At 72.5% G+C, this 22,927-nt stretch carries 20 protein-coding genes; 11 read left to right on the top strand and 9 right to left on the bottom strand.

Annotated elements, in window-relative coordinates; all coding sequences use genetic code 11:
• Window positions 1-8 precede the first annotated feature (8 nt).
• Together ACFYYJ_RS21915 and ybaK are read left to right on the top strand one after the other, a co-directional pair.
• Window positions 9-746, top strand: a complete 738-nt coding sequence (locus ACFYYJ_RS21915; protein ID WP_385130502.1) for an LON peptidase substrate-binding domain-containing protein — start codon at window positions 9-11, stop codon at window positions 744-746.
• Window positions 747-756: 10 nt separating this feature from the next.
• The gene (gene ybaK / locus ACFYYJ_RS21920) at window positions 757-1,251 is read left to right on the top strand and encodes a Cys-tRNA(Pro) deacylase (RefSeq protein WP_385130499.1); all 495 of its coding nucleotides are present in this window, start codon (window positions 757-759) and stop codon (window positions 1,249-1,251) included.
• 277 nt (window positions 1,252-1,528) lie between these two features.
• Here the strand turns inward: ybaK and ACFYYJ_RS21925 are convergent, their stop codons facing one another.
• From ACFYYJ_RS21925 to ACFYYJ_RS21940, 4 genes are all read right to left on the bottom strand, one after another.
• A complete protein-coding gene (locus tag ACFYYJ_RS21925) occupies window positions 1,529-2,167 on the bottom strand; it encodes a hypothetical protein (RefSeq protein ID WP_385130496.1) in 639 nt (212 codons plus the stop codon).
• A 43-nt stretch (window positions 2,168-2,210) separates the two neighbouring features.
• Complete coding sequence (locus ACFYYJ_RS21930; RefSeq protein ID WP_385362925.1) at window positions 2,211-2,996, bottom strand: ABC transporter permease; 786 nt, start codon at window positions 2,994-2,996, stop codon at window positions 2,211-2,213.
• Between the two features lie 116 nt (window positions 2,997-3,112).
• Entirely contained in the window at window positions 3,113-4,150 is a 1,038-nt protein-coding gene (locus ACFYYJ_RS21935) for an ABC transporter ATP-binding protein (RefSeq protein ID WP_385130493.1), read from the bottom strand.
• Between the two features lie 28 nt (window positions 4,151-4,178).
• Window positions 4,179-5,492, bottom strand: coding sequence for an NYN domain-containing protein (locus ACFYYJ_RS21940; protein WP_389134663.1), 1,314 nt, complete (start codon window positions 5,490-5,492; stop codon window positions 4,179-4,181).
• Between the two features lie 208 nt (window positions 5,493-5,700).
• Here ACFYYJ_RS21940 and ACFYYJ_RS21945 point away from each other — a divergent pair, with 208 nt between their 5' ends.
• Window positions 5,701-5,862, top strand: coding sequence for a hypothetical protein (locus ACFYYJ_RS21945; protein WP_384593490.1), 162 nt, complete (start codon window positions 5,701-5,703; stop codon window positions 5,860-5,862).
• 100 nt (window positions 5,863-5,962) lie between these two features.
• Here ACFYYJ_RS21945 and dnaE read toward each other — a convergent pair whose 3' ends face one another.
• Window positions 5,963-9,505 (bottom strand): DNA polymerase III subunit alpha, encoded by a 3,543-nt coding sequence (dnaE, locus tag ACFYYJ_RS21950; RefSeq protein WP_389134666.1) that lies wholly within the window; start codon window positions 9,503-9,505, stop codon window positions 5,963-5,965.
• Between the two features lie 168 nt (window positions 9,506-9,673).
• On the opposite strand from dnaE, the gene ACFYYJ_RS21955 reads away from it, so the two are divergent.
• The 5 genes from ACFYYJ_RS21955 to ACFYYJ_RS21975 all read left to right on the top strand — a co-directional run bounded on the left by ACFYYJ_RS21955 (window position 9,674) and on the right by ACFYYJ_RS21975 (window position 15,612).
• Complete coding sequence (locus ACFYYJ_RS21955) at window positions 9,674-10,999, top strand: DUF2252 domain-containing protein (protein ID WP_389134669.1); 1,326 nt, start codon at window positions 9,674-9,676, stop codon at window positions 10,997-10,999.
• Between the two features lie 49 nt (window positions 11,000-11,048).
• Window positions 11,049-11,738: a hypothetical protein gene (locus ACFYYJ_RS21960; RefSeq protein ID WP_389134672.1), complete on the top strand. Its 690-nt coding sequence runs from the start codon at window positions 11,049-11,051 to the stop codon at window positions 11,736-11,738.
• A 51-nt stretch (window positions 11,739-11,789) separates the two neighbouring features.
• The gene (locus ACFYYJ_RS21965) at window positions 11,790-12,584 is read left to right on the top strand and encodes a DsbA family protein (protein ID WP_385130478.1); all 795 of its coding nucleotides are present in this window, start codon (window positions 11,790-11,792) and stop codon (window positions 12,582-12,584) included.
• Window positions 12,585-12,725: 141 nt separating this feature from the next.
• Entirely contained in the window at window positions 12,726-14,402 is a 1,677-nt protein-coding gene (locus ACFYYJ_RS21970) for an alkaline phosphatase D family protein (protein WP_385130475.1), read from the top strand.
• A 262-nt stretch (window positions 14,403-14,664) separates the two neighbouring features.
• On the top strand, window positions 14,665-15,612 hold the full coding sequence (locus ACFYYJ_RS21975; protein ID WP_385130541.1) for a M43 family zinc metalloprotease: 948 nt from the start codon (window positions 14,665-14,667) through the stop codon (window positions 15,610-15,612).
• 87 nt (window positions 15,613-15,699) lie between these two features.
• On the opposite strand, the gene ACFYYJ_RS21980 is transcribed toward ACFYYJ_RS21975, so the two are convergent.
• On the bottom strand, window positions 15,700-16,269 hold the full coding sequence (locus ACFYYJ_RS21980; protein WP_389134677.1) for a dienelactone hydrolase family protein: 570 nt from the start codon (window positions 16,267-16,269) through the stop codon (window positions 15,700-15,702).
• 55 nt (window positions 16,270-16,324) lie between these two features.
• Here ACFYYJ_RS21980 and ACFYYJ_RS21985 point away from each other — a divergent pair, with 55 nt between their 5' ends.
• Complete coding sequence (locus tag ACFYYJ_RS21985) at window positions 16,325-17,359, top strand: mechanosensitive ion channel family protein (protein ID WP_385130539.1); 1,035 nt, start codon at window positions 16,325-16,327, stop codon at window positions 17,357-17,359.
• Between the two features lie 561 nt (window positions 17,360-17,920).
• Here the strand turns inward: ACFYYJ_RS21985 and ACFYYJ_RS21990 are convergent.
• Window positions 17,921-19,324 carry a sensor histidine kinase gene (locus ACFYYJ_RS21990; protein WP_389134680.1) on the bottom strand — a complete coding sequence of 468 codons (1,404 nt, stop codon included), beginning with the start codon at window positions 19,322-19,324 and terminating at the stop codon, window positions 17,921-17,923.
• Window positions 19,321-20,007, bottom strand: coding sequence for a response regulator transcription factor (locus tag ACFYYJ_RS21995; protein ID WP_389134683.1), 687 nt, complete (start codon window positions 20,005-20,007; stop codon window positions 19,321-19,323). The genes ACFYYJ_RS21990 and ACFYYJ_RS21995 overlap by 4 nt, the downstream gene beginning before the upstream one ends.
• 73 nt (window positions 20,008-20,080) lie before the next feature.
• On the opposite strand from ACFYYJ_RS21995, the gene ACFYYJ_RS22000 reads away from it, so the two are divergent.
• Window positions 20,081-21,259 carry a glycosyltransferase gene (locus ACFYYJ_RS22000; RefSeq protein ID WP_389134686.1) on the top strand — a complete coding sequence of 393 codons (1,179 nt, stop codon included), beginning with the start codon at window positions 20,081-20,083 and terminating at the stop codon, window positions 21,257-21,259.
• Complete coding sequence (locus ACFYYJ_RS22005) at window positions 21,256-22,278, top strand: SDR family NAD(P)-dependent oxidoreductase (RefSeq protein WP_389134689.1); 1,023 nt, start codon at window positions 21,256-21,258, stop codon at window positions 22,276-22,278. Before ACFYYJ_RS22000 ends, ACFYYJ_RS22005 begins: the two co-directional genes overlap by 4 nt.
• Here the strand turns inward: ACFYYJ_RS22005 and ACFYYJ_RS22010 are convergent.
• Window positions 22,275-22,871: a TetR/AcrR family transcriptional regulator gene (locus ACFYYJ_RS22010; protein WP_389134692.1), complete on the bottom strand. Its 597-nt coding sequence runs from the start codon at window positions 22,869-22,871 to the stop codon at window positions 22,275-22,277. The two genes, ACFYYJ_RS22005 and ACFYYJ_RS22010, sit on opposite strands and share 4 nt — an antisense overlap.
• Window positions 22,872-22,927 lie beyond the last annotated feature (56 nt).

Below are 22,927 nucleotides of genomic sequence, written 5' to 3' on the forward strand. Positions count from 1 at the left end.
TGTGCCTCGTGACCACCGTTCGCCTGCCACTCTTCCCGCTGAACTCGGTGCTGTTCCCGGGACTCGTCCTCCCGCTGAACGTCTTCGAGGAGCGTTATCGCGCCATGATGCGCGAGTTGCTGAAGGGGAGCTCGGACGAGCCGCGCCGGTTCGCCGTCGTGGCGATCCGGGACGGCCGCGAGGTGGCCCCGACCGCGCCCGGCCTGCCGGACCAGACCGCCGTCCCCGAGCGGGGCCCGGCGGCGGGCTTCGGCGCGGACCCGATCCAGGCCTTCCACCGGGTGGGTTGCATCGCGGACGCGGCGACGATCCGGGAGCGGGAGGACGGCAGCTTCGAGGTCCTGGCGACGGGCACGACCCGCGTACGCCTGCTCTCGGTGGACGCGTCGGGCCCGTTCCTGGTGGCGGAGCTGGAGGAGCTCCCCGAGGACGCCGGGGACGGCGCGGGCGCGCTGGCCGAGGGGGTGCTGCGGGCCTTCCGCAACTACCAGAAGCGGCTGGCGGGCGCCCGCGAGCGGTCCCTGACGGGCGCGGAACTCCCGGACGAGCCGTCGGTGGTCTCCTACCTGGTGGCAGCGGCGGCGGTGCTGGACATCCCGGCGAAGCAGCGCCTGCTCCAGGCCCCTGACACGGCGACCCGCCTCGCGGAGGAGCTGAAGCTCCTGCGCACCGAGACCGCGATGATCCGCCACCTCCCGTCGCTCCCGGCGGTGGACCTGACCCGCTCGCCGACGAGCCCGAACTGACGGCGGACGGATGGCGAAGAAACCGAAGCAGGCGTCGGGCACCCCGGCGATCGTCGCGCTGACGGCGGCCGGGGTGTCCTTCACCACGCACGCGTACGAGCACGACCCGTCGCACCCCTCGTACGGCGAGGAGGCCGCGCAGGCGCTCGGTGTCTCACCGGAGCAGGTCTTCAAGACCCTGGTCGCGGACGTGGACGGGGCGCTGACGGTGGCGGTGGTCCCGGTGTCGGGCTCGCTGGACCTGAAGGCGCTGGCGGCGGCGGTGGGCGGCAAGCGGGCGGCGATGGCCGATCCGGCGCTGGCGGAGCGCACCACGGGCTACGTCCGCGGCGGCATCTCGCCGCTGGGGCAGCGGCGCCGCCTCCCCACGGTCCTGGACGCCTCGGCCTCGGGGCACGCCACGATCTGCGTCTCGGCGGGCCGCCGCGGCCTGGAGGTCGAACTGTCCCCCACGGACCTGGCCACCCTCACCTCGGCCACCCTGGCCCCGGTGGCCCGCCCGTAGCCTGCGGCGCGCCACTGGTACCCGTCTGCGGCGCCGCTGCAGGGGGCCGGCCCCAGACCCCGCTGCTCGAACGCCGGACGGCTGGTTTGCCTCCGGCGGCGCCTCAAACGCCGGCGAGGCTGAGATCGCCCCCGGCGGGGACACATCCAGCACCTCCGGCGTGTGAGAAGCGGGGTCTGGGGCGGAGCCCCAGGGGGCCGCGCAGCGGCACCTTCAGCCTCGCCGGCGTTTGAGGCGCGGGGTCCGGGGCGGCGCCCCGAGGGATGGGCCGGCCCCGTCAGGCGATCGGCGGCTTCGGGTCCGCGTGGACGTGCGGCGGCGGATAGGCGGACCACTCCGGGGACGGGTCCGGGTCCCGGGGGGTCCACAGGGCCGTGAGGGCCAGGTGGACCAGGACCGCGGCCATCGGCCAGGCCAACAGCACGCCGTGCGCCAGCAACTGCAGCGGCGCGTCGAACGGCACGCCCTTGCCCGCCGCCCGCGCCGCGGCGACCAGGTTGGACGTCGGCCCGAGCACGAGGCCCAGCCGCCATCCGACCAGCCCCGCGAAGAGGGACCCGACCGCCAGCCCGATGACCAGCGGCACGCCACCCGCCCGCCGCCACAGGAACGTGCCGAGGCCGCTGAGCGCGCCCAGTCCGGCCGCCAGCAGGAAGAACGTCCCGTCGGTCCCGATCCGGCCCTCGCCCTCGCTGTTGCGCAGGAACACGGCCTCCCCGTTGGAGACGTACTGCACTCGCGGCGCCAGCCACGCCCACAGCACGGCGAGGAGCACACCGGCCACGCCGACCGCCAAGGCCACGGCGGCCCCGTCGCGGACGTCGGCCGGGGTGATGCCCATGCCGGCGGCACCCGGCTTCTCGGGCGGGAGCGACGGCGGGTCGGTCGGGGAGGAAGGGGTCACGGCTTCGGTCACACCCACATCGTGCCAGGTGTGCCCGGCACGGGCGCCACCGGCGTCAGCGGACCGCCGCCCGCCGGTACGCCCAGGTGGCGACGGCCAGCGAGAGGACGCCCACGGCCCCGCACACCCCCAGGTCGAGCGCGACGGCGGCCCAGTCCGGCTCGGGCGCGAAGGTACGGGCGAACGCCTCCACCCCGTACGTGGACGGCAGCAGGTCCCGCGCCCACACGATCAGGTCCGGCATCCGCTCGGGCGGCAGCACGCCCAGCAGCAGCGCCGCCGACATGCCGAGCTGCCCGGCCAGCGTGGCCAGCTCCTGCCGGGGCGCCAGCAGCCCCAGCGCCGCGCCGAGCCCGGCGAGCGCGGCCCCGGCGAGCGGCACCACCGCCAGAAGGATCCACAGTCCGCCCATCGGCAGCCCGAACAGCACGCACCCGAAGACCGCCGTGACCAGCGTCCCCGGCAGGGTGAAGGAGGCGTACGCGGCGGCCGCGCCCAGCACCACCGACGCGGGCGGCACCGGCAGGGTGGCGTAGTGGTCGAGCCCGCCGCCCGCCCGCAGCTGCCCGAAGTACTGCGCGAGCAGGTTCAGCGCGACGAAGGCGACGACGAGCACCGAGGAGCCGGCCACGACGGCCCGGGCCTCCGAGCCGCCGTCGACCACACCCCGCATGAGGATCATGATGCCGACGGACTGGAAGGTGGCCACGAAGAGCAGCGGGATCCGTGCCACCCGGGCCCGGGAGAGCTGCGCCCGGTACACGGCGGCCAGTGCCGGCAGGAGCCGGGCCCGCTCGGCCAGCGGCGCCGCGGCCGCCTGCCGGGCGGCGGAGTGCGGCACGCCTCCGGTCGCCGCGGCCTCGGTCGCCGCGACGCCGATCCGCGTGGCCCGCCCGGTCGTCTCGGCCCCGATCGGGCCGGCCTCGGTCGGCGTGGCAGTGCCTGCCGGACTGTCGCTCACTGCTTCACCAGCCCTTTCGTCTTCCCGCCGAGCGCGAGGTACACGTCCTCCAGGCTCGGCGTGGCCAGCGTGAAGTCGTCCAGCGAGGCGAAGGCCGGCCCGCCGGTCACCGCGGCGACCGCGGCCCGGGCGTCGTCGGGGCCGAGCCGCAGCACCCAGCGCCGCCCCGTCTCGACGGCGGTCGTGCGCAGGGCTTCGACCTCCGGCACTCCCAGCGGAGCGGATTCGCGCCACACCAGTTCGAGCCGGACCTCGCCGGAGACGGTGGCCTTCAGTCCGGCCGGGGTGTCGCAGGCGATGACCTTGCCCTGGTCGACGACGGCGACCCGGTCGAGGACGGTCTCGGCCTCGATGACGTTGTGGGTGACCAGCAGGACCGTCGCGCCGTGCTGCGCGCGCCGCCGGTCGACGGCCGCCCAGACGGCCCGTCGGGCCACGGGGTCCATCCCGGTGGTGGGTTCGTCGAGGACGAGCACCGGCCGCTCCCCCACCAGTGCGGCGGCGAAGCAGGCGAGGCGGCGCTGTCCGCCGGAGAGCTTCTTCAGGGGCCGGCCGGCGATCTCGGTCAGCCCGAGTTCCTCCAGTACCTCGTCGCGCGCGGCCCGGGCCGCGCGCAGCGGCAGTCCGCGCAGCCGTCCGGTGGTCTCGGCGGCCAGGGCGACCGTGAGCTCGTCGAGGGCGGTGGACTCCTGCCCCAGGTAGGCGAGGAGCCGGGCCGCCCGCTCGGGGTGGCGCACGAGGTCGTGGCCCAGGAGGGTGACGGTGCCCGCGTCGGGGCGCATCAGGCCGGTGAGCTGTCGGACCAGGGTGGACTTGCCGGCGCCGTTGGGGCCGAGCAGGCCGAAGACCTCGCCGCGCCGCACGTCCAGGGAGATCCCGTCGTTGGCGCGGGTCTCGGGCAGGGCGGGGGCCCCGCGCCGGCCGCGTACCGCGGGGTACGTCTTGACCAGGTCACGTACCGCGCAGACGACGTCGGCGGGTCCTCCCGCGGCTGCCGCCGTACTGCTCTGGTGTTGCGCCGTGCCCGTACTCACGAGGGAGCAGCCTACGCGGCTTCCGGCCCTACTCGGCCGCCGGGGTCGCCGCGCCCGCGGGTCCCAGGGAGAGTCCCACCGGGCCCGCCGCGGGTACGGCGACCACGTGCTCGGCGGCCGCGCGCACGTCGATCTCCCGCCAGAACCCGGCGCGGATGGCGTAACGGTCGTGCTCGTCGATCTGGTCGTCCTTGTGGGCGAGCAGTCCGAACCGGGCGGCGTAGCGCAGCAGCTCGCCGTCGATGCGGTGCGGGATGCGCGGGTACATGGTGGCGAGCTTCTGCAGGTGCACGGATTCCGGGAGCCGTTCCATCCAGCGCCGGGCGAAGACCTGGCCGACCTCGAAGGGGTCGCCGCCGACGGTGGTGATGTCCTCCTCGCGGTCGGCCCAGCGCTGTTCGGCGCTGGTGAGTTGGGCGAGGGTGGGCAGCGAGGCGGTCTCGGCGGGTTCGCCGAGCGGTCCGGAGCGGTCGATCCAGCCCTTGTCGGAGGACCAGCGCAGGGCGCTTCCGGCGGGCTGTGCGCCGACGGGGTGCCCGGCCGCCGCCGGCGGGGGTCCGGCCTGCCGGCCCGGGTCGCGCAGGGCTCCGGCGAGGTCCTTGGGCGTGGGCACGGTCTTGCCGCCGGTGGCCGGCGCCGGTACGGGAACCCCTTCGGCCTCCTCGTCCCGGGAGGCGGTGCCGTTGCGGGCGGCCTCGGCGAGGGCGGCCTCGGGCAGCGGGGCGGAGAGGATCGCGGCGATGTCGGGGCGCGGGGCGGTCGGCGGGGCGCAGAGTCCGGCGAGGTCCTTGGCCCGGACGGCCCGGGTGATCCAGGCCCGGTCGAGGACGCGGCGTTCGTCGGCCTCGGCCACCAGGTCCTCGGACTGGTTGTAGTCCCCGTCGGCGGCCTGCACGGCCCACAGGTGGACGGCGACGCCGTGTTCCTTGGCGGACATCAGGCCGGGCAGCAGGTCTCCGTCGCCGGTGACGAGGACCACGTCGGAGCAGGCCCGGTTGCGGGCGAGTTCGGTGAGTTCGGCGTGCATGGCCGCGTCGACGCCCTTCTGCGCCCAGCGGCCGTCGCTGCGGGTCAGGGCGCCGAGCCGGACGGTCACGCGGGGCATGACGCGCAGCCGCCGGTGTTCGGGCTGCGGCACCCGGTCGGGTGCGCCGTCGAACCAGTAGATGCGCAGCAGGGGCTGCTCGGTGTCGGCCTCGGCGCGTTCGCGCAGCCCCTGGATGAGGGCGGCGTGGTCGACGGTGATGCGGGAGCGCGAGGGCTCCCCTGCGAGAAGGCTCGCGGCGGCGCCCAGCAGGTAGCCGGCGTCCACCAGGACGACGCAGCGGTCCACGCGTTCCACCTCTTCCCTGGGGAATCCTCTGAGTTCTTCGGCGGTTCCCCCGAGTCTGCCCGACCGCAAGGGTGTTGACGGCCGGAACTCGATCATCGGCGTGGCGGAAGTTTTGGTTCTACCGGCTACGCGCAGTAATGATCCAAAATGCGCGGTTTCTGGCGCTGTGTGAGTGTGAAGGCGGTCCTGGCCCCTAGACCTCACGGAGGCTCCCCCCATGGCCAAGAACAAGAACCAGAAGCAGCCGGCGAAGCAGCAGGCCCGCTCTTCGCAGGACCCGTCGAAGAGCTCCATGGAATCCGGCGAGTCGGTGAATCCGTCGCCGAGTCCGATGGACATGGCCCACAAGAGCAAGCAGAAGAAGTTCGGCCACAACTGACCCGCGGCCGACGCGCACACGGCGCGCTCGGCGCGCTCAGTGACGAAAAAGGGCCTGCCCGGTCGACCGGGCAGGCCCTCGCGCGTGTACGGCTACGGCCTCATCCGGCCAGGCACGACGGTCCGAGCAGCACCTTGAGGTCGCCGAAGAGGGCGGGGTCGGGCTGGACCCGGTGCCGGTCGAGGCGCAGCACGGTGGTGGTGCGCGGCCCCTGGAGCTTGATCCGCACCTCGGTGTTGCCCTTGTGGTGGCGCAGGATCTCGCCCAGACGGGTCACCATCGGCGGGGTGACCTTGACGGTCGGGATGGTGAGGACCACGGGTGCGTTGGTGCCGGCGGAGGAGAGGTCGGGGACCATCATCTCCATGGCGACGAGGCGCGGGACGTCCTCGCGCTTGTCGAGGCGGCCCTTGACGAAGACGACGGTGTCCTCGACCAGCTGGGTGGAGACGAGCTGGTAGGTCGCGGGGAAGAACATGCACTCGATGGAGCCGGCCAGGTCCTCGACGGTGGCGATGGCCCAGGCGTTGCCCTGCTTGGTCATCTTGCGCTGCAGGCCGGAGATGATGCCGCCGATGGTGACGACGGCGCCGTCGGAGTGCTCGCCGCCGGTGAGCTGGGAGATGCCGGCGTCGGTCTTGTCGGAGAGCACGTGCTCCAGGCCGAAGAGCGGGTGGTCGGAGACGTAGAGGCCGAGCATCTCGCGCTCCTGGGCGAGCAGGTAGGACTTCTCCCACTCGACGTCGGAGAACTCCACGTCGAGCCCGAAGCCGGGCTCGTCGCTGCCGTCCTCGTCACCCATTCCGCCGAACAGGTCGAACTGGCCCTCGGCCTCCTTGCGCTTGACCGCGACCACGTTGTCGATCATGGATTCGTGGTGGGCGACCAAGCCCTTGCGGGTGTGGCCCATCTCGTCGTAGGCGCCGGCCTTGATCAGCGACTCGACGGTCCGCTTGTTGCAGACGACGGCCTCGACCTTGTCCAGGAAGTCGGGGAAGGAGGAGTACTTCCCCTTGGCCTTCCTGGTCTTGATGATCGACTCGACGACGTTCTGGCCGACGTTGCGGACGGCGGTGAGGCCGAAGAGGATCACGTCGTCGCCCTGGGCGGCGAAGTTCGGCTCGGACTCGTTCACGTTCGGCGGGAGCACCTTGATGCCCATGCGGCGGCACTCGTTCAGGTAGATCGCGGACTTGTCCTTGTCGTCCTTGACCGAGGTGAGCAGGCCCGCCATGTACTCGGCGGGGAAGTTCGCCTTGAGGTAGGCGGTCCAGTAGGAGACGAGTCCGTACGCGGCCGAGTGGGCCTTGTTGAAGGCGTAGCCGGCGAAGGGGACCAGGACGTCCCAGAGGGCCTGGATGGCCTGGTCGGTGTAGCCGTTCTTCCGGGCGCCCTCCTGGAAGATCGTGAAGTTCTTCGCGAGCTCCTCGGGCTTCTTCTTGCCCATCACTCGGCGCAGGATGTCGGCCTCGCCGAGCGAGTAGCCGGCGATGATCTGGGCGGCCTTCTGCACCTGCTCCTGGTAGACGATCAGGCCGTAGGTGACCGCGAGGACCTCTTCGAGCGGCTTCTCCAGGTCCGGGTGGATCGGGGTGATGTCCTGCTGCTTGTTCTTGCGCAGGGCGTAGTTCGTGTGCGAGTTCATGCCCATCGGGCCCGGGCGGTAGAGCGCGGACACGGCGGAGATGTCTTCGAAGTTGTCGGGCTTCATCAGGCGCAGCAGGGAGCGCATGGGCCCGCCGTCGAACTGGAAGACGCCGAGGGTGTCACCGCGGCCGAGCAGCTCGAAGGTCTTGGGGTCGTCGAGCGGGAGGGCCAGGAGGTCGATGTCGATCCCCTTGTTGGCCTTCACCATCTTGACGGCGTCGTCCATGATCGTGAGGTTGCGCAGACCGAGGAAGTCCATCTTCAGCAGGCCGAGCGACTCGCAGCTCGGGTAGTCCCACTGGGTGATGGTGACCTGGTCGGTGTGGCGCACCCAGACCGGTACGTGGTCGGTGATCGTCTCGCTGGACATGATGACGCCGGCGGCGTGCACGCCCATCTGGCGGACCAGGCCCTCGACGCCGCGGGCGGTGTCGATGACCTTCTTCACGTCGGGCTCGTTCTCGTACATCCCGCGGATCTCGCCGGCCTCGCCGTAGCGGGGGTGCTGCGGGTCGAGGATGCCGGAGAGCGGGATGCCCTTGCCGAGGACGTCGGCGGGCATGGCCTTGGTGAGCCGGTCGCCCATGGCGTACGGGTAGCCCAGGACGCGCGCGGAGTCCTTGATCGCGTTCTTGGCCTTGATGGTGCCGTAGGTGCCGATCATGGCGACCTTGTCCTGGCCGTACTTCTCGGTGACGTACCTGATCACCTCGACGCGCCGACGCTCGTCGAAGTCGATGTCGACGTCGGGCATGGAGACACGCTCGGGGTTGAGGAAGCGCTCGAAGATCAGGCCGTGCGTGAGCGGGTCGAGGTCGGTGATGCCCATGGCGTACGCGACGATCGAGCCGGCCGCGGAGCCTCGGCCGGGGCCCACCGCGATGCCCTGGTTCTTGGCCCACATGATGAAGTCGGCGACCACGAGGAAGTAGCCCGGGAAGCCCATCGAGATGATGGTGTCCATCTCGTACTCGGCCTGCTTCATCCGGTCGTCCGGGATGCCCCCGGGGTAGCGGCGGTGCATGCCGCGCATGGTCTCCTCGCGGAACCAGCTGACCTCGGTGTGGCCGTCCGGGATGTCGAACTTCGGCATCAGGTTCCGGAACTTGAACATGCCCTCGGTGTCGATCTGGTCCGCGACCAGCTTCGTGTTGGCGCAGCCCTCCTGCCAGGCGTCCGAGGAGTCGATGGCGTACATCTCGTCCGTGGACTTCAGGTAGTAGCCGGAGCCGTCGAAGCGGAAGCGGTCCGGGTCCGAGAGGTTCTTGCCGGTCTGGATGCAGAGCAGGGCGTCGTGGGCGCCGGCCTCGCTCGCATAGGTGTAGTGCGAGTCGTTCGTCACCAGCGGCGGGATGCCGAGCTTCTTGCCGATCTCCAGCAGGCCGTCGCGGACCCGGCGCTCGATCTCGATCCCGTGGTTCATCAGCTCCAGGAAGTAGCGGTCCTTGCCGAAGATGTCCTGGTACTCGGAGGCCGACTTCAGGGCCTCGTCGAACTGGCCGAGGCGCAGTCGGGTCTGCAGCTCGCCGGAGGGGCAGCCGGTGGAGGCGATCAGGCCCTCCGACCACTTGGAGATGGTCTCCTTGTCCATGCGCGGCCACTTGGTGAGCCAGCCCTCGGCGTACGCGTCGGAGGACAGTCGGAAGAGGTTGTGCAGGCCGGTGGCGTTCGCCGCCCAGATCGTCTTGTGCGTGTAACCGCCGGAACCGGAGACGTCGTCCCGCTTCTGGTGCGGCTGGCCCCACTGGATGCGCCGCTTGTTGCGCCGGGACTCGGGCGCCACGTACGCCTCGATGCCGATGATCGGCGTGATGCCGGACTTCTGCGCGGTGTGGAAGAAGTCGTACGCCCCGTGCAGGTTGCCGTGGTCGGACATGGCGATGTGCGTCATGCCCATCTCGTTGCAGGCCGCGAACATGTCCTTCAGCCGTGCGGCACCGTCCAGCAGCGAGTACTGGGTGTGGACGTGCAGGTGCGTGAACGGCGTCTTTGACACGGTGGGGGCCTCCGGGGGCGAGAGGGGCGGCAGCTATGAATCCTACGTCCCACGAGTGACACTTCCGGGGCACGGAGAGATACGGTCGGGCGTTGCAGAACCAGGAACACGTGTCCGACGTCCAGTCGGTCAGAACCCGTACCACCCGTGCACCAGGAGGCATCCGCCATGGCGGTTCCCGAGACGACCGACGAGCAGCGCGCCGAGCAGATACTCGATGTGTTCGACACCGCATTCGGTGAGCTGCTCGCCGCCGACCCCGCCGCCTTCCAGGTCAAATTCCGCAAGATGGCGGCCTCGGCCTTCGCCTTCTACCGGGGTACGGCCTGCCTCTTCTACGCCGACCTGGAGCGGGAGCGGCACGGCGGGCCCTACCTGGACGACCGCACGGGCCGGGTGTGGATCCACGGTGACCTGCACGCCGAGAACTTCGGCACCTACATGGACTCCAACGGTCGGTTGATCTTCAACGTCAACGACTTCGACGAGGCCTACGTGGGCCCCTTCACCTGGGACCTCAAGCGATTCGCCGCCTCCGTCGCCCTGATCGGCTACACCAAGGCGCTCAGCGACGAGCAGATCAGCTCCCTGGTGCGGACCTACGCGGCCGCCTACCGCGAGCGCATCCACCGGCTGGCCACCGGCGCGAAGAACGAGGAGGTCCCCTCCTTCACGCTCGACACCGCCGAGGGCCCCCTGCTGGACGCCCTGCGCGACGCCCGCTCCCGCACCCGCTTCTCCCTGCTGGACTCGATGACCGAGATCCGCGACCACGAGCGCCGCTTCTCCGAGGGCGGCGGGGCCATCGAGCTGGACGCGGCCACCCGCTACAAGGTGCTGGCCGCCTTCGACGGGTACCTGGAGACCCTGCCGGAGGAGTCCCTCGTACGCCCGGACTCCTACCGGGTCAAGGACGTGGTGGGTCGCCGGGGCGTGGGCATCGGCTCGGCTGGCCTGCCCTCCTACAACATCCTGCTGGAGGGGCACAGCGACGCCCTGGAGAACGACGTCGTGATCTACCTCAAGCAGGCGCAGACCCCGGCCGTCTCCCGGCACGTCACGGACCGGGCGGTGCGCGACTACTTCCGGCACGAGGGCCACCGCACGGTGATCTCGCAGCGCGCCCTCCAGGCGCACGCCGACCCGTGGCTGGGCTGGACGGAGCTGGACGGCGCCGGGCAGCTGGTCGCGGAGGTCTCCCCGTACGCGGTGGACCTGGACTGGTCCGACCTGGACGACCCGGAGGAGATCGCGGCGGTCGTCGCGGACCTCGGCCGGGCCACGGCCACCATGCACGCCTCCGCCGACGAGGCGGAAAGCGGCCAGTCGCTGGTGCCCTTCTCCACCGAGCGGGCCATCGACGCGGCGATCGCCGCCAACGAGGAGGGCTTCGCGGAGCTGCTCGTGGACTTCGCCCACGCCTACGGGGCCCGGGCGCGGTCGGACCACCAGATCTTCGTGGACCTCTTCCGCAACGGCCGCATCACGCCGTAGGTCCGACCTCCGGCCCGCTCTCACAGACTCACGTGACAGACTCGCGGCGATGGACATATCAGGGGTGAGACTCCGGGGGCTGCGGGCCGCGCTGTTCAGCGCGCTCGTCGTGCTGCTCTCGGCCGGCTCGCACGTCCTCATGTCCCGGGTCCCGCTGCCGCCCGCGCCCGTCGTCGGGGCCTTCGCCGCCGTGTTCGGGCTCGCCTACGCGCTCGCCGGACGCGAGCGGGGCTTCGGCTCCATCGCCGGGCTGCTCGTGCCGCTGGAGCTGGCCGCCGACACCGTCTTCACCTCCGGACAGCACGTCTGCTACGGCCCCGCGGGCGGCCCGGTCGCGGGCCCCTTGCGCGCACTGGGCCTGGACGCGCTGTGCGGCGGCACCCCGGTGGGCGGGGCGCTGACCGGGGTGACCGGGCCCGCCGCCGATCCGGCCGCGCTCCTCGCGTCGCCCGGGCCGTGGGCCCCCTGGCTGCTGCTCGGCGCGCACGTCTCGGTCGGGCTGCTGGCCGCCGCCTGGCTGCACCGCGGCGAGCGGGCGCTGGGCCGACTGCTGCGGGCGGTGGCCGCCTTCGCGTTCCGCCCGCTGCTGCTGGCCGCGGCCGGGGTGGCGGGGGCCGCCCGGCCGAAGCCGCGGCCGGCGCGTCCGGCCCTCCCCGGCGCGGGGGCCCGTACGCGGTTCCCCGCGCACTCCGTGGGACGGCGGGGGCCTCCCGTACCCGGCGCGTTCGCGCGCGCCTGACACACGTACGGCAGTCCACCCCTTCCCATGTCACACCCCACGGAGATCACGATGAGTGCACGCAACAGCCAGGCGAACAAGGCGGCGGCCCGCGAGAAGCTGCGCGTGGAGCGCGAGAAGCAGGCCAAGAAGGACAAGGCGCGCCGCCAGGTGATCGTGGCGGGCGCCGTCGTCGCCGCGCTCGCGCTGGCCGGCGGCATCGGCTACGCGGTCGTCCAGGCGAACCAGCCCTCGGAGTGGGAGAAGGCCGCCGACGCGGCCCTGGTCGCGCCGAAGAACACCACCGGGGACAACGGCACGACCGTCGTCATCGGCAAGGCCGACGCCAAGAAGACCCTGGAGCTCTACGAGGACGCGCGCTGCCCCGTCTGCGCGCAGTTCGAGCAGACCTCCGGCTCGCAGATCAAGAAGGACGTCGACGCGGGCAAGTACAAGATCCAGTTCATCGGCGCCACCTTCCTGGACAAGGGCTTCGGCGGCACCGGCGCGAAGAACGCGCTGAGCGCGCTGGGCGCGGCCCTGAACGTCAGCCCCGAGGCGTTCCTGGAGTACAAGTCGGCCCTGTACTCCGCGGAGAACCACCCTGAGGAGAAGGACGACAAGTTCGCCAAGGACGACTACCTGCTGAAGGTCGCGGACCAGGTTCCGGCGCTCAAGGGCAACGCCGAGTTCAAGAAGGCGGTCGAGGGCGGCACCTACGACCGCTGGGCGATCGAGATGTCCAAGGTCTTCGACAAGAGCGGTGTCCAGGGCACGCCGACGCTGAAGATGGACGGGAAGAAGATCGAGACCCCGCAGACGCCGGAGCAGTTCACGACGGCGATCGACAAGGCCATCGCCGGCTGATTCAGGCCGATTCAGGCTGTTTTCACGGATGATTCCCGGATGACTTCCGGCGACACGGGCGGGTGAACTCCCAGAGTTCGCCCGTCCGTTGCCTTTCGGGGGATGGTACGGACGGCCTACCCGTCAGTAATGTGATCATCCGTGACCAGTCTTCTCGATTCCTCCTCCGAGCACCCCGTCGGCGCCGCGAACCCCCGCCGCCGTACGGTCGTCCTCGCCGCGGCCGCCACGGCCGCCCTCGCCCCGATGGCCGCCGCACTGGGCGCCCCCGCCGCCCACGCCGCCGCGAGCGCGCCCGCGTTCCTGCACGGCGTCGCCTCCGGTGACCCGCTGCCCGACGGGGTCCTGCTGTGGACCCGCGTCACCCCGACCCCCGAGGCCGTGCCCGGCTCCGGGCTCGGCCCCGCCACCTCGGTGAGCTGGGAGGTGGCCGCGGACAAGGCCTTCTCCCGGGTCGTCGCCAGTGGCACGGCCTCCACGAGCGCCGCCACCGACCACACCGTCAAGGTGGACGTGCGCGGGCTCCAGCCGCAGACCGCGTACTGGTACCGGTTCACCGCGGGCGGCACGGTCTCCCCCGTGGGCCGCACCCGGACCACGCCGGGGCACGACGTCACCACGGCCGGGGTCCGCTTCGGCGTGGTCTCCTGCGCCAACTGGGAGTCGGGCTACTTCTCCGCCTACCGCCACCTGGCCGCCCGTACCGACCTGGACGCGATCCTGCACCTGGGCGACTACATCTACGAGTACCAGACCGGGGGTTACCCGGAGGCGAAGTACGTCGTGCGGCAGCACGAGCCCAAGCACGAGATCCTCTCGCTCGCCGACTACCGCACCCGGCACGGCAACTACAAGACGGACGCCGACCTCCAGGCCCTGCACCACGCCCACCCGATCGTCGCCATCTGGGACGACCACGAGTTCGCGAACGACGCCTGGTCGGGCGGTGCCGAGAACCACACGCCCGGTACCGAGGGCGAGTGGGCGGCGCGCGCGGCCGCCGCCAAGCAGGCCTACTTCGAGTGGATGCCCGTACGCGCCTCCATCGCCGGCACCGTCTACCGGCGGCTGCGCTTCGGCACCCTCGCCGACCTGCACCTGCTCGACCTGCGCTCGTTCCGCTCGCAGCAGGTCAAGGTCGGCAGCGGTTCGGTGGACGACCCGGAGCGCACCATCACCGGGCGGGCCCAGCTGGACTGGCTGAAGGCGGGGCTCGCGAACTCGAACGCGACCTGGAAGCTGGTCGGCACCTCGGTGATGATCTCGCCGGTGGCCTTCGGCTCGCTGCCCGCGCACCTGCTGGGGCCGCTGACGAAGCTGCTGGGCCTCCCCGCGGGCGGCATAGCGATCAACGTGGACCAGTGGGACGGCTACACGGACGACCGCAAGGAACTGCTCGGCCACCTGAAGGACCGGAACATCAAGAACACGGTGTTCCTGACCGGCGACATCCACATGGCGTGGGCGAACGAGGTGCCGATGGACATGGCCACGTACCCGGGTTCGGGCACGGCCGCCACGGAGTTCGTCGTCACCTCGGTGACCTCCGACAACATCGACGACATCCTGCACGTGCCGGCGGACACCGCCTCGCTGGTCGCCGAGGCGGCCATCAAGGCCGCCAACTGGCACGTGAAGTGGCTGGACATGGACTCCCACGGCTACGGCGTCCTCGACGTGACGGCCGAGCGCTCCCAGATGGACTACTACGCGGTTTCGGACAAGCGGCGCCAGGACGCCACGTCCGCGTGGGAGCGCTCGTACCGGACGCTGAACGGGACCCAGAAGGTGGAGCGGGTGTGGCAGCCGGTCCGCTGACCCACCGGCCGCCACAGGATTTCCGGACAAATTAACTGACTGACCGTCAATTTTGCGCCGAAGAGGGGCGCCTGGTGTAGACCGGGCGCCCCTCTGTCATCACTGGCAACAAATCTTTTACGTAAGGGTCTTGACCCCTGCATGTCATGAACACATAAGCTTCCCGCCAACGTGGAGAAGATCCTTCACGCCAATCCCCCCCACGCGAGGAGCACACGTGCGCGCTGTTGCCCGCATATCCCCCCTTCTTCGCCGCCGCCTGATGGGCACGGCGGTCCTGGCCGGAACCCTGGCGTTCACCCCGCTCGCCGCCCCCACCACCGTGGCCGCCGCCAAGTCCCCCGCCGAGGCGTGCGCCCAGGAATCCGGCGTCGCCGCCAACGCCCGTGCCGCCCGCCCCAAGGAGCAGCACGCCGCCGAGCCCAACGAGCTCACCGACGCCCAGGCCAAGGCCATGGACGCCGACATGAAGGCGAAGCTCGACAAGGCGCTGAAGAACCAGCCGCAGCGCGGCCTGGCCGCCGCCGAGGCCGTCGTGAACATCCCGGTGTACGTCCACGTGGTGCACTCCGGCACCACCGGGAAGCTGACGTCCACCCAGATCAACAACCAGATCTCGGTCCTGAACGCCGCCTACGGCGGCCAGGGCACCGGGAACGTGAACACCAACTTCCAGTTCACGCTGGCGGGCACCGACTACACGGACAACGCCACCTGGTACAACCTGACCGACGGCTCGCAGGCCGAGAAGGACATGAAGACGTCCCTGCGCAAGGGCGGCGCCGGCGCGCTGAACTTCTACACCGCCAACCTCGGCGGCGGCCTGCTCGGCTGGGCGACCTTCCCGACCTCCTACAACTCCGCCCCCAACATGGACGGCGTGGTCGTGCTCGACACCTCGCTGCCGGGCGGCTCCGCGGCCAACTACAACGAGGGCGACACCGCGACCCACGAGGTCGGCCACTGGATGGGGCTGTACCACACCTTCCAGGGCGGCTGTAACGGCAACGGCGACTACGTCTCCGACACCCCGGCCGAGAAGACCGCGGCCTACGAGTGCCCGACCGGCCGTGACAGCTGCACCAGCAAGTCCGGCGTGGACCCGATCCACAACTTCATGGACTACACGTACGACTCCTGCATGTACCAGTTCACCGCGGGGCAGGTGGCCCGCATGAAGAGCAGCTGGACCGCCTACCGGGCGGGCTGAACCCCGGCCGCGTAAAGCAAGGGTGCGGGGCACGGACCGGCGAGAGCCGGTCCGTGCCCCGCACCCTTTCCGCGGGAGGGGCCCCCTCTACAGGGAATCCAGGAACGCCAGGGCGACCTTCCAGGTCTGCTCGGCCGCCTCGGCGTCGTAGTCGTCCAGCCCCGGGTCGGTGAACAGGTGCCCGGCGCCCGGGTAGCTGTGGACCTCCACATCGGCCCCGGCCCGCTGCATCCGCAGGTACCAGGCCGTCAGCCAGTCGTGCGGCTCGAAGGGGTCCGGGTCCGCGATGTGCAGCTGCACGGGCAGCTCGTCCACCGCGGCGTCCTCCTCCAGGTCCGCCGTCCCGTGCAGGAGCAGCAGGCCGCGCGCCTTCTCGTCGGCCATCGCCAGGTGCTGGGCGACGGAACCGCCGAAGGAGAAGCCCGCGTACACCAGACCCTGGTCGGAGTGGGGCGCGGAGGCCAGCACCGCGCGCTTGAGCAGCTCGTCACGGCCGATCTCGTCCCGGTGGGCCACGCCCTCCTCGACGGTCTCGAAGGTGCGCCCCTCGAAGAGGTCCGGCACCTGGACCTGGTGCCCGGCCGCGCGCAGCCGGTCGGCCGCCGCGTGCACCGCGGGCCGCAGCCCGTACGTCGAGTGGAAAAGCATGATGTTCATGCCCCCATCGTGCCAGTTCGCACGGGCGCCCTCCCGATACGTTCTCCCCATGGAGATCGAGAGCGTTCTGCGTCCCGTGGCGGTCCTCGGCGGCTCGCTGGTGATCACCCTGATCGCGGGCTGGGCCGCCGACCTGGTGCTCCGCCGGATGGCCGCCCGGCACCCCGAGACCCCGCTCTGGGGTCTGCTGCGCCACTGCCGGCTGCCCTTCCAGGTGGTGCTCTGCGCCTCGCTGCTCAGAGGCGCGTACCGGCAGGCCGGGCTCCTCCCCGACCACGCCTTCGCCGTCGGCAGCGTGCTCAACCTGGTGCTGATCGCCTCGGTGGCCTGGCTGGCGGTCCGCGTCGCGACGGCCGCCGTCGACTCGGTGTACGCGCGCTACGCCGCGACGGCCGCGGACGAGGCGCGGGTGCGCCGGGTCCGCACCCAGGTCACGCTGATCCACCGGGTGGTCAGCGCGGTGGTGATCGTGGTCGCCGTCGCGAGCATGCTGCTGACCTTCCCCCAGATGCGGGCGATCGGCGCCTCGCTGCTCGCCTCGGCGGGCGTTCTCGGCATCGTCGCGGGCATCGCGGCCCAGGCCGCGCTGGGCAACCTCTTCGCCGGCCTCCAGATCGCCTTCGGCGACACCGTCCGCATCGGCGACACGGTGGTCGTCGACAAGGAGTGGGGCACGGTCGAGGAGATCACCCTGACCTTCCTCACCGTCCGCACCTGGGACGAACGCCGCATCACGATGCCGGTGTCGTACTTCACGAGCAAGCCGTACGAGAACTGGTCGCGCGGCGGCGCGGAGATGACCGGGACGGTCTACCTCCACCTGGACCACGGCGCGCCGGTCCCGCTGCTGCGGGACCACTTGGAGCAGCTGCTGCCCGGCATCCCGGAGTGGGACGGCCGCGCGTGGGGCCTCGTGGTGACGGACATCACACCCCACACCATCCAGATCCGGGCGACGGCCACCGCGAAGGACTCCGCCGACGTCTGGACGCTGCGCTGCGCGATCCGCGAACACCTGATCACCTGGCTCTCCACCCACCACCCCGACGCCTTCCCCCGCCTCGCCCCCGACCCCACCCCGGGCACCTGACCGCTGCCCCGTCGAGGCGCCCGCGCAGAGCATCGAACGCCGGTGCGCAGCGCGGCCGGCCCCTGCCCGTACCCCCGCGCCGTCGGGGTCGGGTGCGCGGCGGGGCGCCCCCTCAGGGCGTCCAACGCCGGTGCCCAGCGGGGCCGGCCCCCCGCCCGCACCCCCGCGCCGTCGGGGTCGGGTGTGCGGCGGGGCGCCCCCGCAGGGCGTCGAACGCAACCACGTTCAGCATGTCCGCTGCCGCTCCCCGTTCGACGCCCGAGGAGGTGCCCCGGCGCGCGCCCGACCCCGACGGCCCCCCGTGCGGCCCGGCGGGGGCGGGGGTGCCGCTGCGCGGAGCCGGTCCCCTACCCGCCCTTCCACCGTTCCCCGGGGCTCCGCCCCGGACCCCGGTCCTCAAACGCCGGACGGGCTGAAAGGCCCGCGCCTCGAACGCCGGCGAGGCTGAAATGCGCTCCCCGGAAAGGCAGCGCCTGGCGGGCGGCACCAGCGAAATCCAGCCCCTCCGGCGTTTGAGGAGCGGGGTCCGGGGCGGAGCCCCGCGGAGCCCAGGCGGGGCCGTCAGGCAGGGGCGGCGGCGAACCGGACGCGGAACAGCGCCCCACCCCCCGGCGCCGCCTCGGCAACCAGCTCCGCCCCGTGCGCCCGCGCGATCTGCCGCGCCATCGCCAGCCCCAGCCCCGACCCCGGCAGGGCCCGCGCCGCCCCCGCCCGGTAGAACCGGTCGAAGACGTACGGCAGGTCCTCCGCCGCGATCCCCGGCCCGTGGTCCCGTACGGTCACCTCCGGGACCCCGGAGTCGTGGGCCATGTCGACCTCCACCGGCGTGCCCCCCGGACTGAACTTCGCCGCGTTGTCGAGCAGATTGGTCAGCAGCCGACTGAGCCGCGCCGGCACCCCGGCGACCACCACCCCCTCCGTCCGCACCACGAACGGCACGCCCGGCCAGTGCGCCCGCGCCCCCTCCACGCACCGCTCCACCACCGCGTCCAGCCGCACCTGTTCGACCAGCGGCGTCGGCTCCTCGTCCCGGGCCAGTTCGATCAGGTCGTTCACCAGGCCCGTCACCTCCCGCAACTGCCGCCCCAGCGCGGCCGACGCCCGCTCCCGCTGGGCGTCGGTCAGCCGCTCGGCCCTCGCCAGCAGCTCCGCGTTGGTCCGCAGGGCCGTCAGCGGGGTCCGCAGTTCGTGCGAGGCGTCCGCGACCAGCCGGCGCTGCGCGGTGACGGACTGCTCCAGCTCTCCGAGCATGGTGTTGAAGCTCCCGGCGAGCCGCGTGATCTCGTCCTCCCTCCCGAGGGCCCCGGGCAGGGGCGGGGGGAGTTCGATCCGGTGCCGGGGATCCCTCGTCGCCGCGATCCGCTCGGCCGTCGCCGTCAGCCGGGTCACCGGCGCGAGCCCGGTCCGGGACACCCAGTACCCCAGGACGGCGGCCAGCAGCACCCCGGCCACCGCCGTCAGCAGGAGCCACCGTGAGGCCTCCTCGATGCCGGCCTCGACGGTGTCCGCCCGCAGCGCCACCTGGAGCGCACGCCCCTTGGCGTAGTCGGTGGTGAGCATCCGCGCGGGGTGACCGGCCACGGCGATGTTCGTGTAGTACGGGGCCCGTTCCCCGGCCGCGACCTCCCGCGCGGCCGGGGCCACGGGAAGCTGCCCCGGCCTGCCGGGGTCGTCTGCCGGGTCGGCCGGCACCACCTCCGCGCAGGCGGGCGCCGCCAGGAACCGGCACTCCCCCGCGAGGGTGCCCGCCGGCTCTCCCGGGTTGCGCTGGGCGGCGAGCCTCGCGGACTGGGTGAGGCTGAGGTCGAGCTGCTCGTACAGCGCGGACCGTACGACGAGGTACGCGGCCGCGCACACCCCCACGGCCACGAACGCCACCGCCGCGGTGACGGCCAGCGCCAGCCTGGTCCGCAGCGGCCGCCGCCTGCGCCAGACGCCCCCGAGCCGCCGCCGGCCCCCGCTCACGCCTCGTCCAGCCGGTAGCCGACCCCGTGCACGGTGTGGACCAGCCTCGGCTCGCCCGCGGCCTCCAGCTTCCGGCGCAGGTAGCCGACGTACACCGCGAGGGAGTTGGAGTCCGGCCCGAAGTCCCGCCCCCACACCAGCTCCAGGATCAGCTCGCGCGGCAGCACCTGCCCGGGGTGCCGCAGCAGCAGCTCCAGCAGCGCGGCCTCGGTGCGGCTGAACTCCAGCGGCCGCCCGCCCCGCCGCCCGGTGCGGCTCTCCGGATCCAGTTCGAGATCGCCGAAGGCGAGCGGGGCGCCGCCCGCCGGCTCCGGCGCGGCCCGCCGCAGCAGTGCCCGTACCCGGGCGACCAGCTCGTCCAGCGCGAACGGTTTGACGAGGTAGTCGTCGGCTCCGGCCTCCAGCCCGTCGACCCGTTCGCTGACGGAATCGAGCGCGGTCAGGACCAGTACGGGCGTACGGTCCCCCATCGCGCGCAGCTGCCGGCACACCCCGAGCCCGTCGAGCACCGGCATCATCACGTCCAGGACGACGGCGTCCGGCTCCCAGCCCGCCACCTCGGACAGCGCGGCGAGCCCGTCCGCCGCTCCCCGCACCTCGTACCCCTCGACGGCGAGGCCGTCCTCCACGGCGGCCCGTACCTCGGGTTCGTCGTCGACCACCAGAATCCGCTGCGCGCTCATGAGGCAAAGCCTGCCAAACCCGCCGATGTGAACCTCTTAGAACCTTCTTAGGGCACACCGGGAGTGTGCGGCCATGAGCACTCGAACCACACTCTCCGTCGTGATCGGTGCGGGCGGCACCGGCGGCCACATCTATCCGGGGCTCGCCCTCGCCGAGGCGCTGCGCGCGGCCGTCCCGGGCGCCGTGGTCTCGTTCATCGGGACCGAGCGGGGGCTGGAGACCGAGCTGATCCCGGGCGCCGGCCACCGCCTGCACACCGTCGACATGATCCCCTTCGATCCGGCGCTGGGCGCGAAGCGGTACCTGCTGCCGGCCGCCCTGCTGCACTCGGCGCACCAGGCCCGGTCCGTGATCCGGGCGCAGGGCGCCCAGGTCGTCGTCGGCATGGGCGGCTATCCGAGCGCGCCGGCCGTGCTGGGCGCCCGGCTGGCGGGGCTGCCGGCGGTGATCCACGAGTCGAACGCGGTGCCCGGCCGGGCCAACCGGTTCGCGGCCCGCCTCACCCCGCACGTGGCGGTGGCGTTCGACCGCAGCCGCGAGCACCTGACGGGCGGGGCGCGGGCGGTGACCACGGGGATGCCGATCTCGGCGGCCCTGTCGGGGCTCGCGGAACTCTCCCCGCCGCGGCGGGCGGCCCTGCGCGTCGAGGCGCGGCGGGCGCTGCGGGTCCCCGACGGGCGGCGCCTGGTCGTCTTCAACGGCGGCAGTCTCGGCGCGGTCCGGCTGACCAGGGCCGCGGCCGCGCTGGCCGGGCTCTGGCAGCGGCGGGACGACGTGCAGCTGCTGGTCAAGACGGGCCCGGCGGCCCTGCCGGACACGGTGGCCGACCTCGCCGCTTCGGGCGGGCAACGGATCGCGCGGGCCGTGCCGTACCTGGACCGGATGGACCTGGTGTACGCGGCCGCCGACCTGGTGGTGTGCCGGGCGGGTTCGGCGACGGTGGCGGAGCTGGCGGCGACGGGCGTCCCTTCCGTCCTCGTCCCCTACCCGCACGCCCCGGGTGACCACCAGACCCACAACGCCCGGGTGCTGTCCGACGCGGGCGCCGGGCTGTTGCTGCCCGACGCGGAGACCACCGCCGAGCGCCTCGCCGGGCTCGTCGGCCCGCTGCTGTCCGACCCGGCCCGGCTGTCGGCGATGGCCGGCGCCGCGGACCCAGGCCCGCACGCGCGGGCCGCCGAACTGCTGGCCGCGGAGGTCCTCCGCGTGGCCGGCGTCCCCCTCCCCCTCCCGACCCTGGAGCGCGTGTGAACACCCCGACGAACATCCCGACGAACGACAGCTGGGCCGACCGCACCGTCCTCGTCACCGGAGCCGAGGGCTTCATCGGTTCCACCCTCGTCGACCTGCTGGTGGCGCGCGGCGCACGGGTGCGGGCCTTCGTGCACTACAAGCCGTACGCCGAGAAGGGCCACCTGGCCCACTACCTGGCCGACCCCGGCGGCCCGGTGGAGATGTGGGCGGGCGACGTGCGCGACGCGGGCCGGGTCAGTGACGCGGCGGCGGGCTGCGACACCGTCTTCCACCTGGCGGCCCTGATCGGCATCCCGTACAGCTACGCCTCGCCGGGCGCGTACGTGCAGACGAACGTGACGGGCACGGAGAACATGGCGGAGGCCTGCCGCCGCCACGGCGTGCGCCGCCTGGTGCACACCTCCACCAGCGAGGTCTACGGCACGGCCCTGACCGCGCCCATCTCCGAGAGCCACCCGCTCCAGCCGCAGTCCCCGTACTCCGCGTCGAAGATCGGCGCGGACATGATGGCGCTCTCGTTCCGCCACGCCTTCGACCTCCCGGTGACGGTGGTCCGCCCCTTCAACACGTACGGCCCGCGCCAGTCGGCCCGCGCGGTGATCCCCACGATCCTGGCGCAGCTGCACGCGGGCTCCCGGGAGATCCGTCTCGGCTCGACCACCCCCACCCGGGACTTCACGTACGTGACGGACACGGCCGAGGGCTTCCTCGCGGTGGCGGAGTGCGACCGGGCGCTGGGCGAGGTGGTCAACCTCGGCACGGGTGAGGAGGTCTCCATCGGCGACCTGGCCCGGGCGCTGATCACGGCTTCGGGCCGGGAGGCGGAGGTGGTGGTGGACCCGGGCCGGCTGCGCCCCTCGGGCAGCGAGGTCCACCGGCTCCTGTCGGACAACTCCCGCGCCCTGCAGTGGGCGGGCTGGAAGCCGCGGGTCTCCCTCCCCGAGGGCCTGCGCCGCACCTCGGACTGGATCGCGGAGAACCTCCACCTCTTCGCCCCGGACCGCTACCAGGTCTAGGGCTTCCGACCCATCTCGACGAGCCCGGCGGCGCATTCCTCCGCGAGCTCCTCGGCGTACGGCGGCATCTCGTCGCCCGCCCGCAGGTGCCGGCGGACCAGGGAGAGCGGCAGTTCGATCACGGCCAGGGCGACCCTCTCCCGGTCCACGGCCCCGGCGGCGCCGAGGGCCGTGCCGAGTCCGCGGAGGGCGGCGAAGGCCCGGGCATTGCCGGCGTCCGCCCGCTCCCGGTGCTCCTCGGACCACTCGGAGCAGCCGAACTCCTCGGGCCCGTGCAGGAGGAGCGAGGCCTCCTGCGGGTGCGCGCGGCTCCACGAGACCACGTGCCGGGCGGCCGCACGGGCGGCCCGGCGCGGGTCGGGATCCCCGTCGAGGGCATCGAAGTACCCCTCCTGGAACCGCTCGACGGTCCGCAGCCACACCGCGGCGAGGAGGGCGGGGCGTCCGGAGAAGCGGTGGTACACGGATCCACTGGGCGCGCCGATCGCCTGGGCGACGGCCGACATGGTCACGCCGCCCGGTCCGGCGGCGGCTGCGAGGCGGACGGCGGCGTCGAGGATCTGGTCGCTGTCGAAGCGGGGTGGTCTGGCCATGAATCAGAGAGTACTCTCCAATTTATTGGAGGGATACCTCCAATACCTATGGGAGG

The organism is Streptomyces sp. NPDC002467, from assembly GCF_042889825.1.
Taxonomy (GTDB): Bacteria; Actinomycetota; Actinomycetes; order Streptomycetales; family Streptomycetaceae; genus Streptomyces.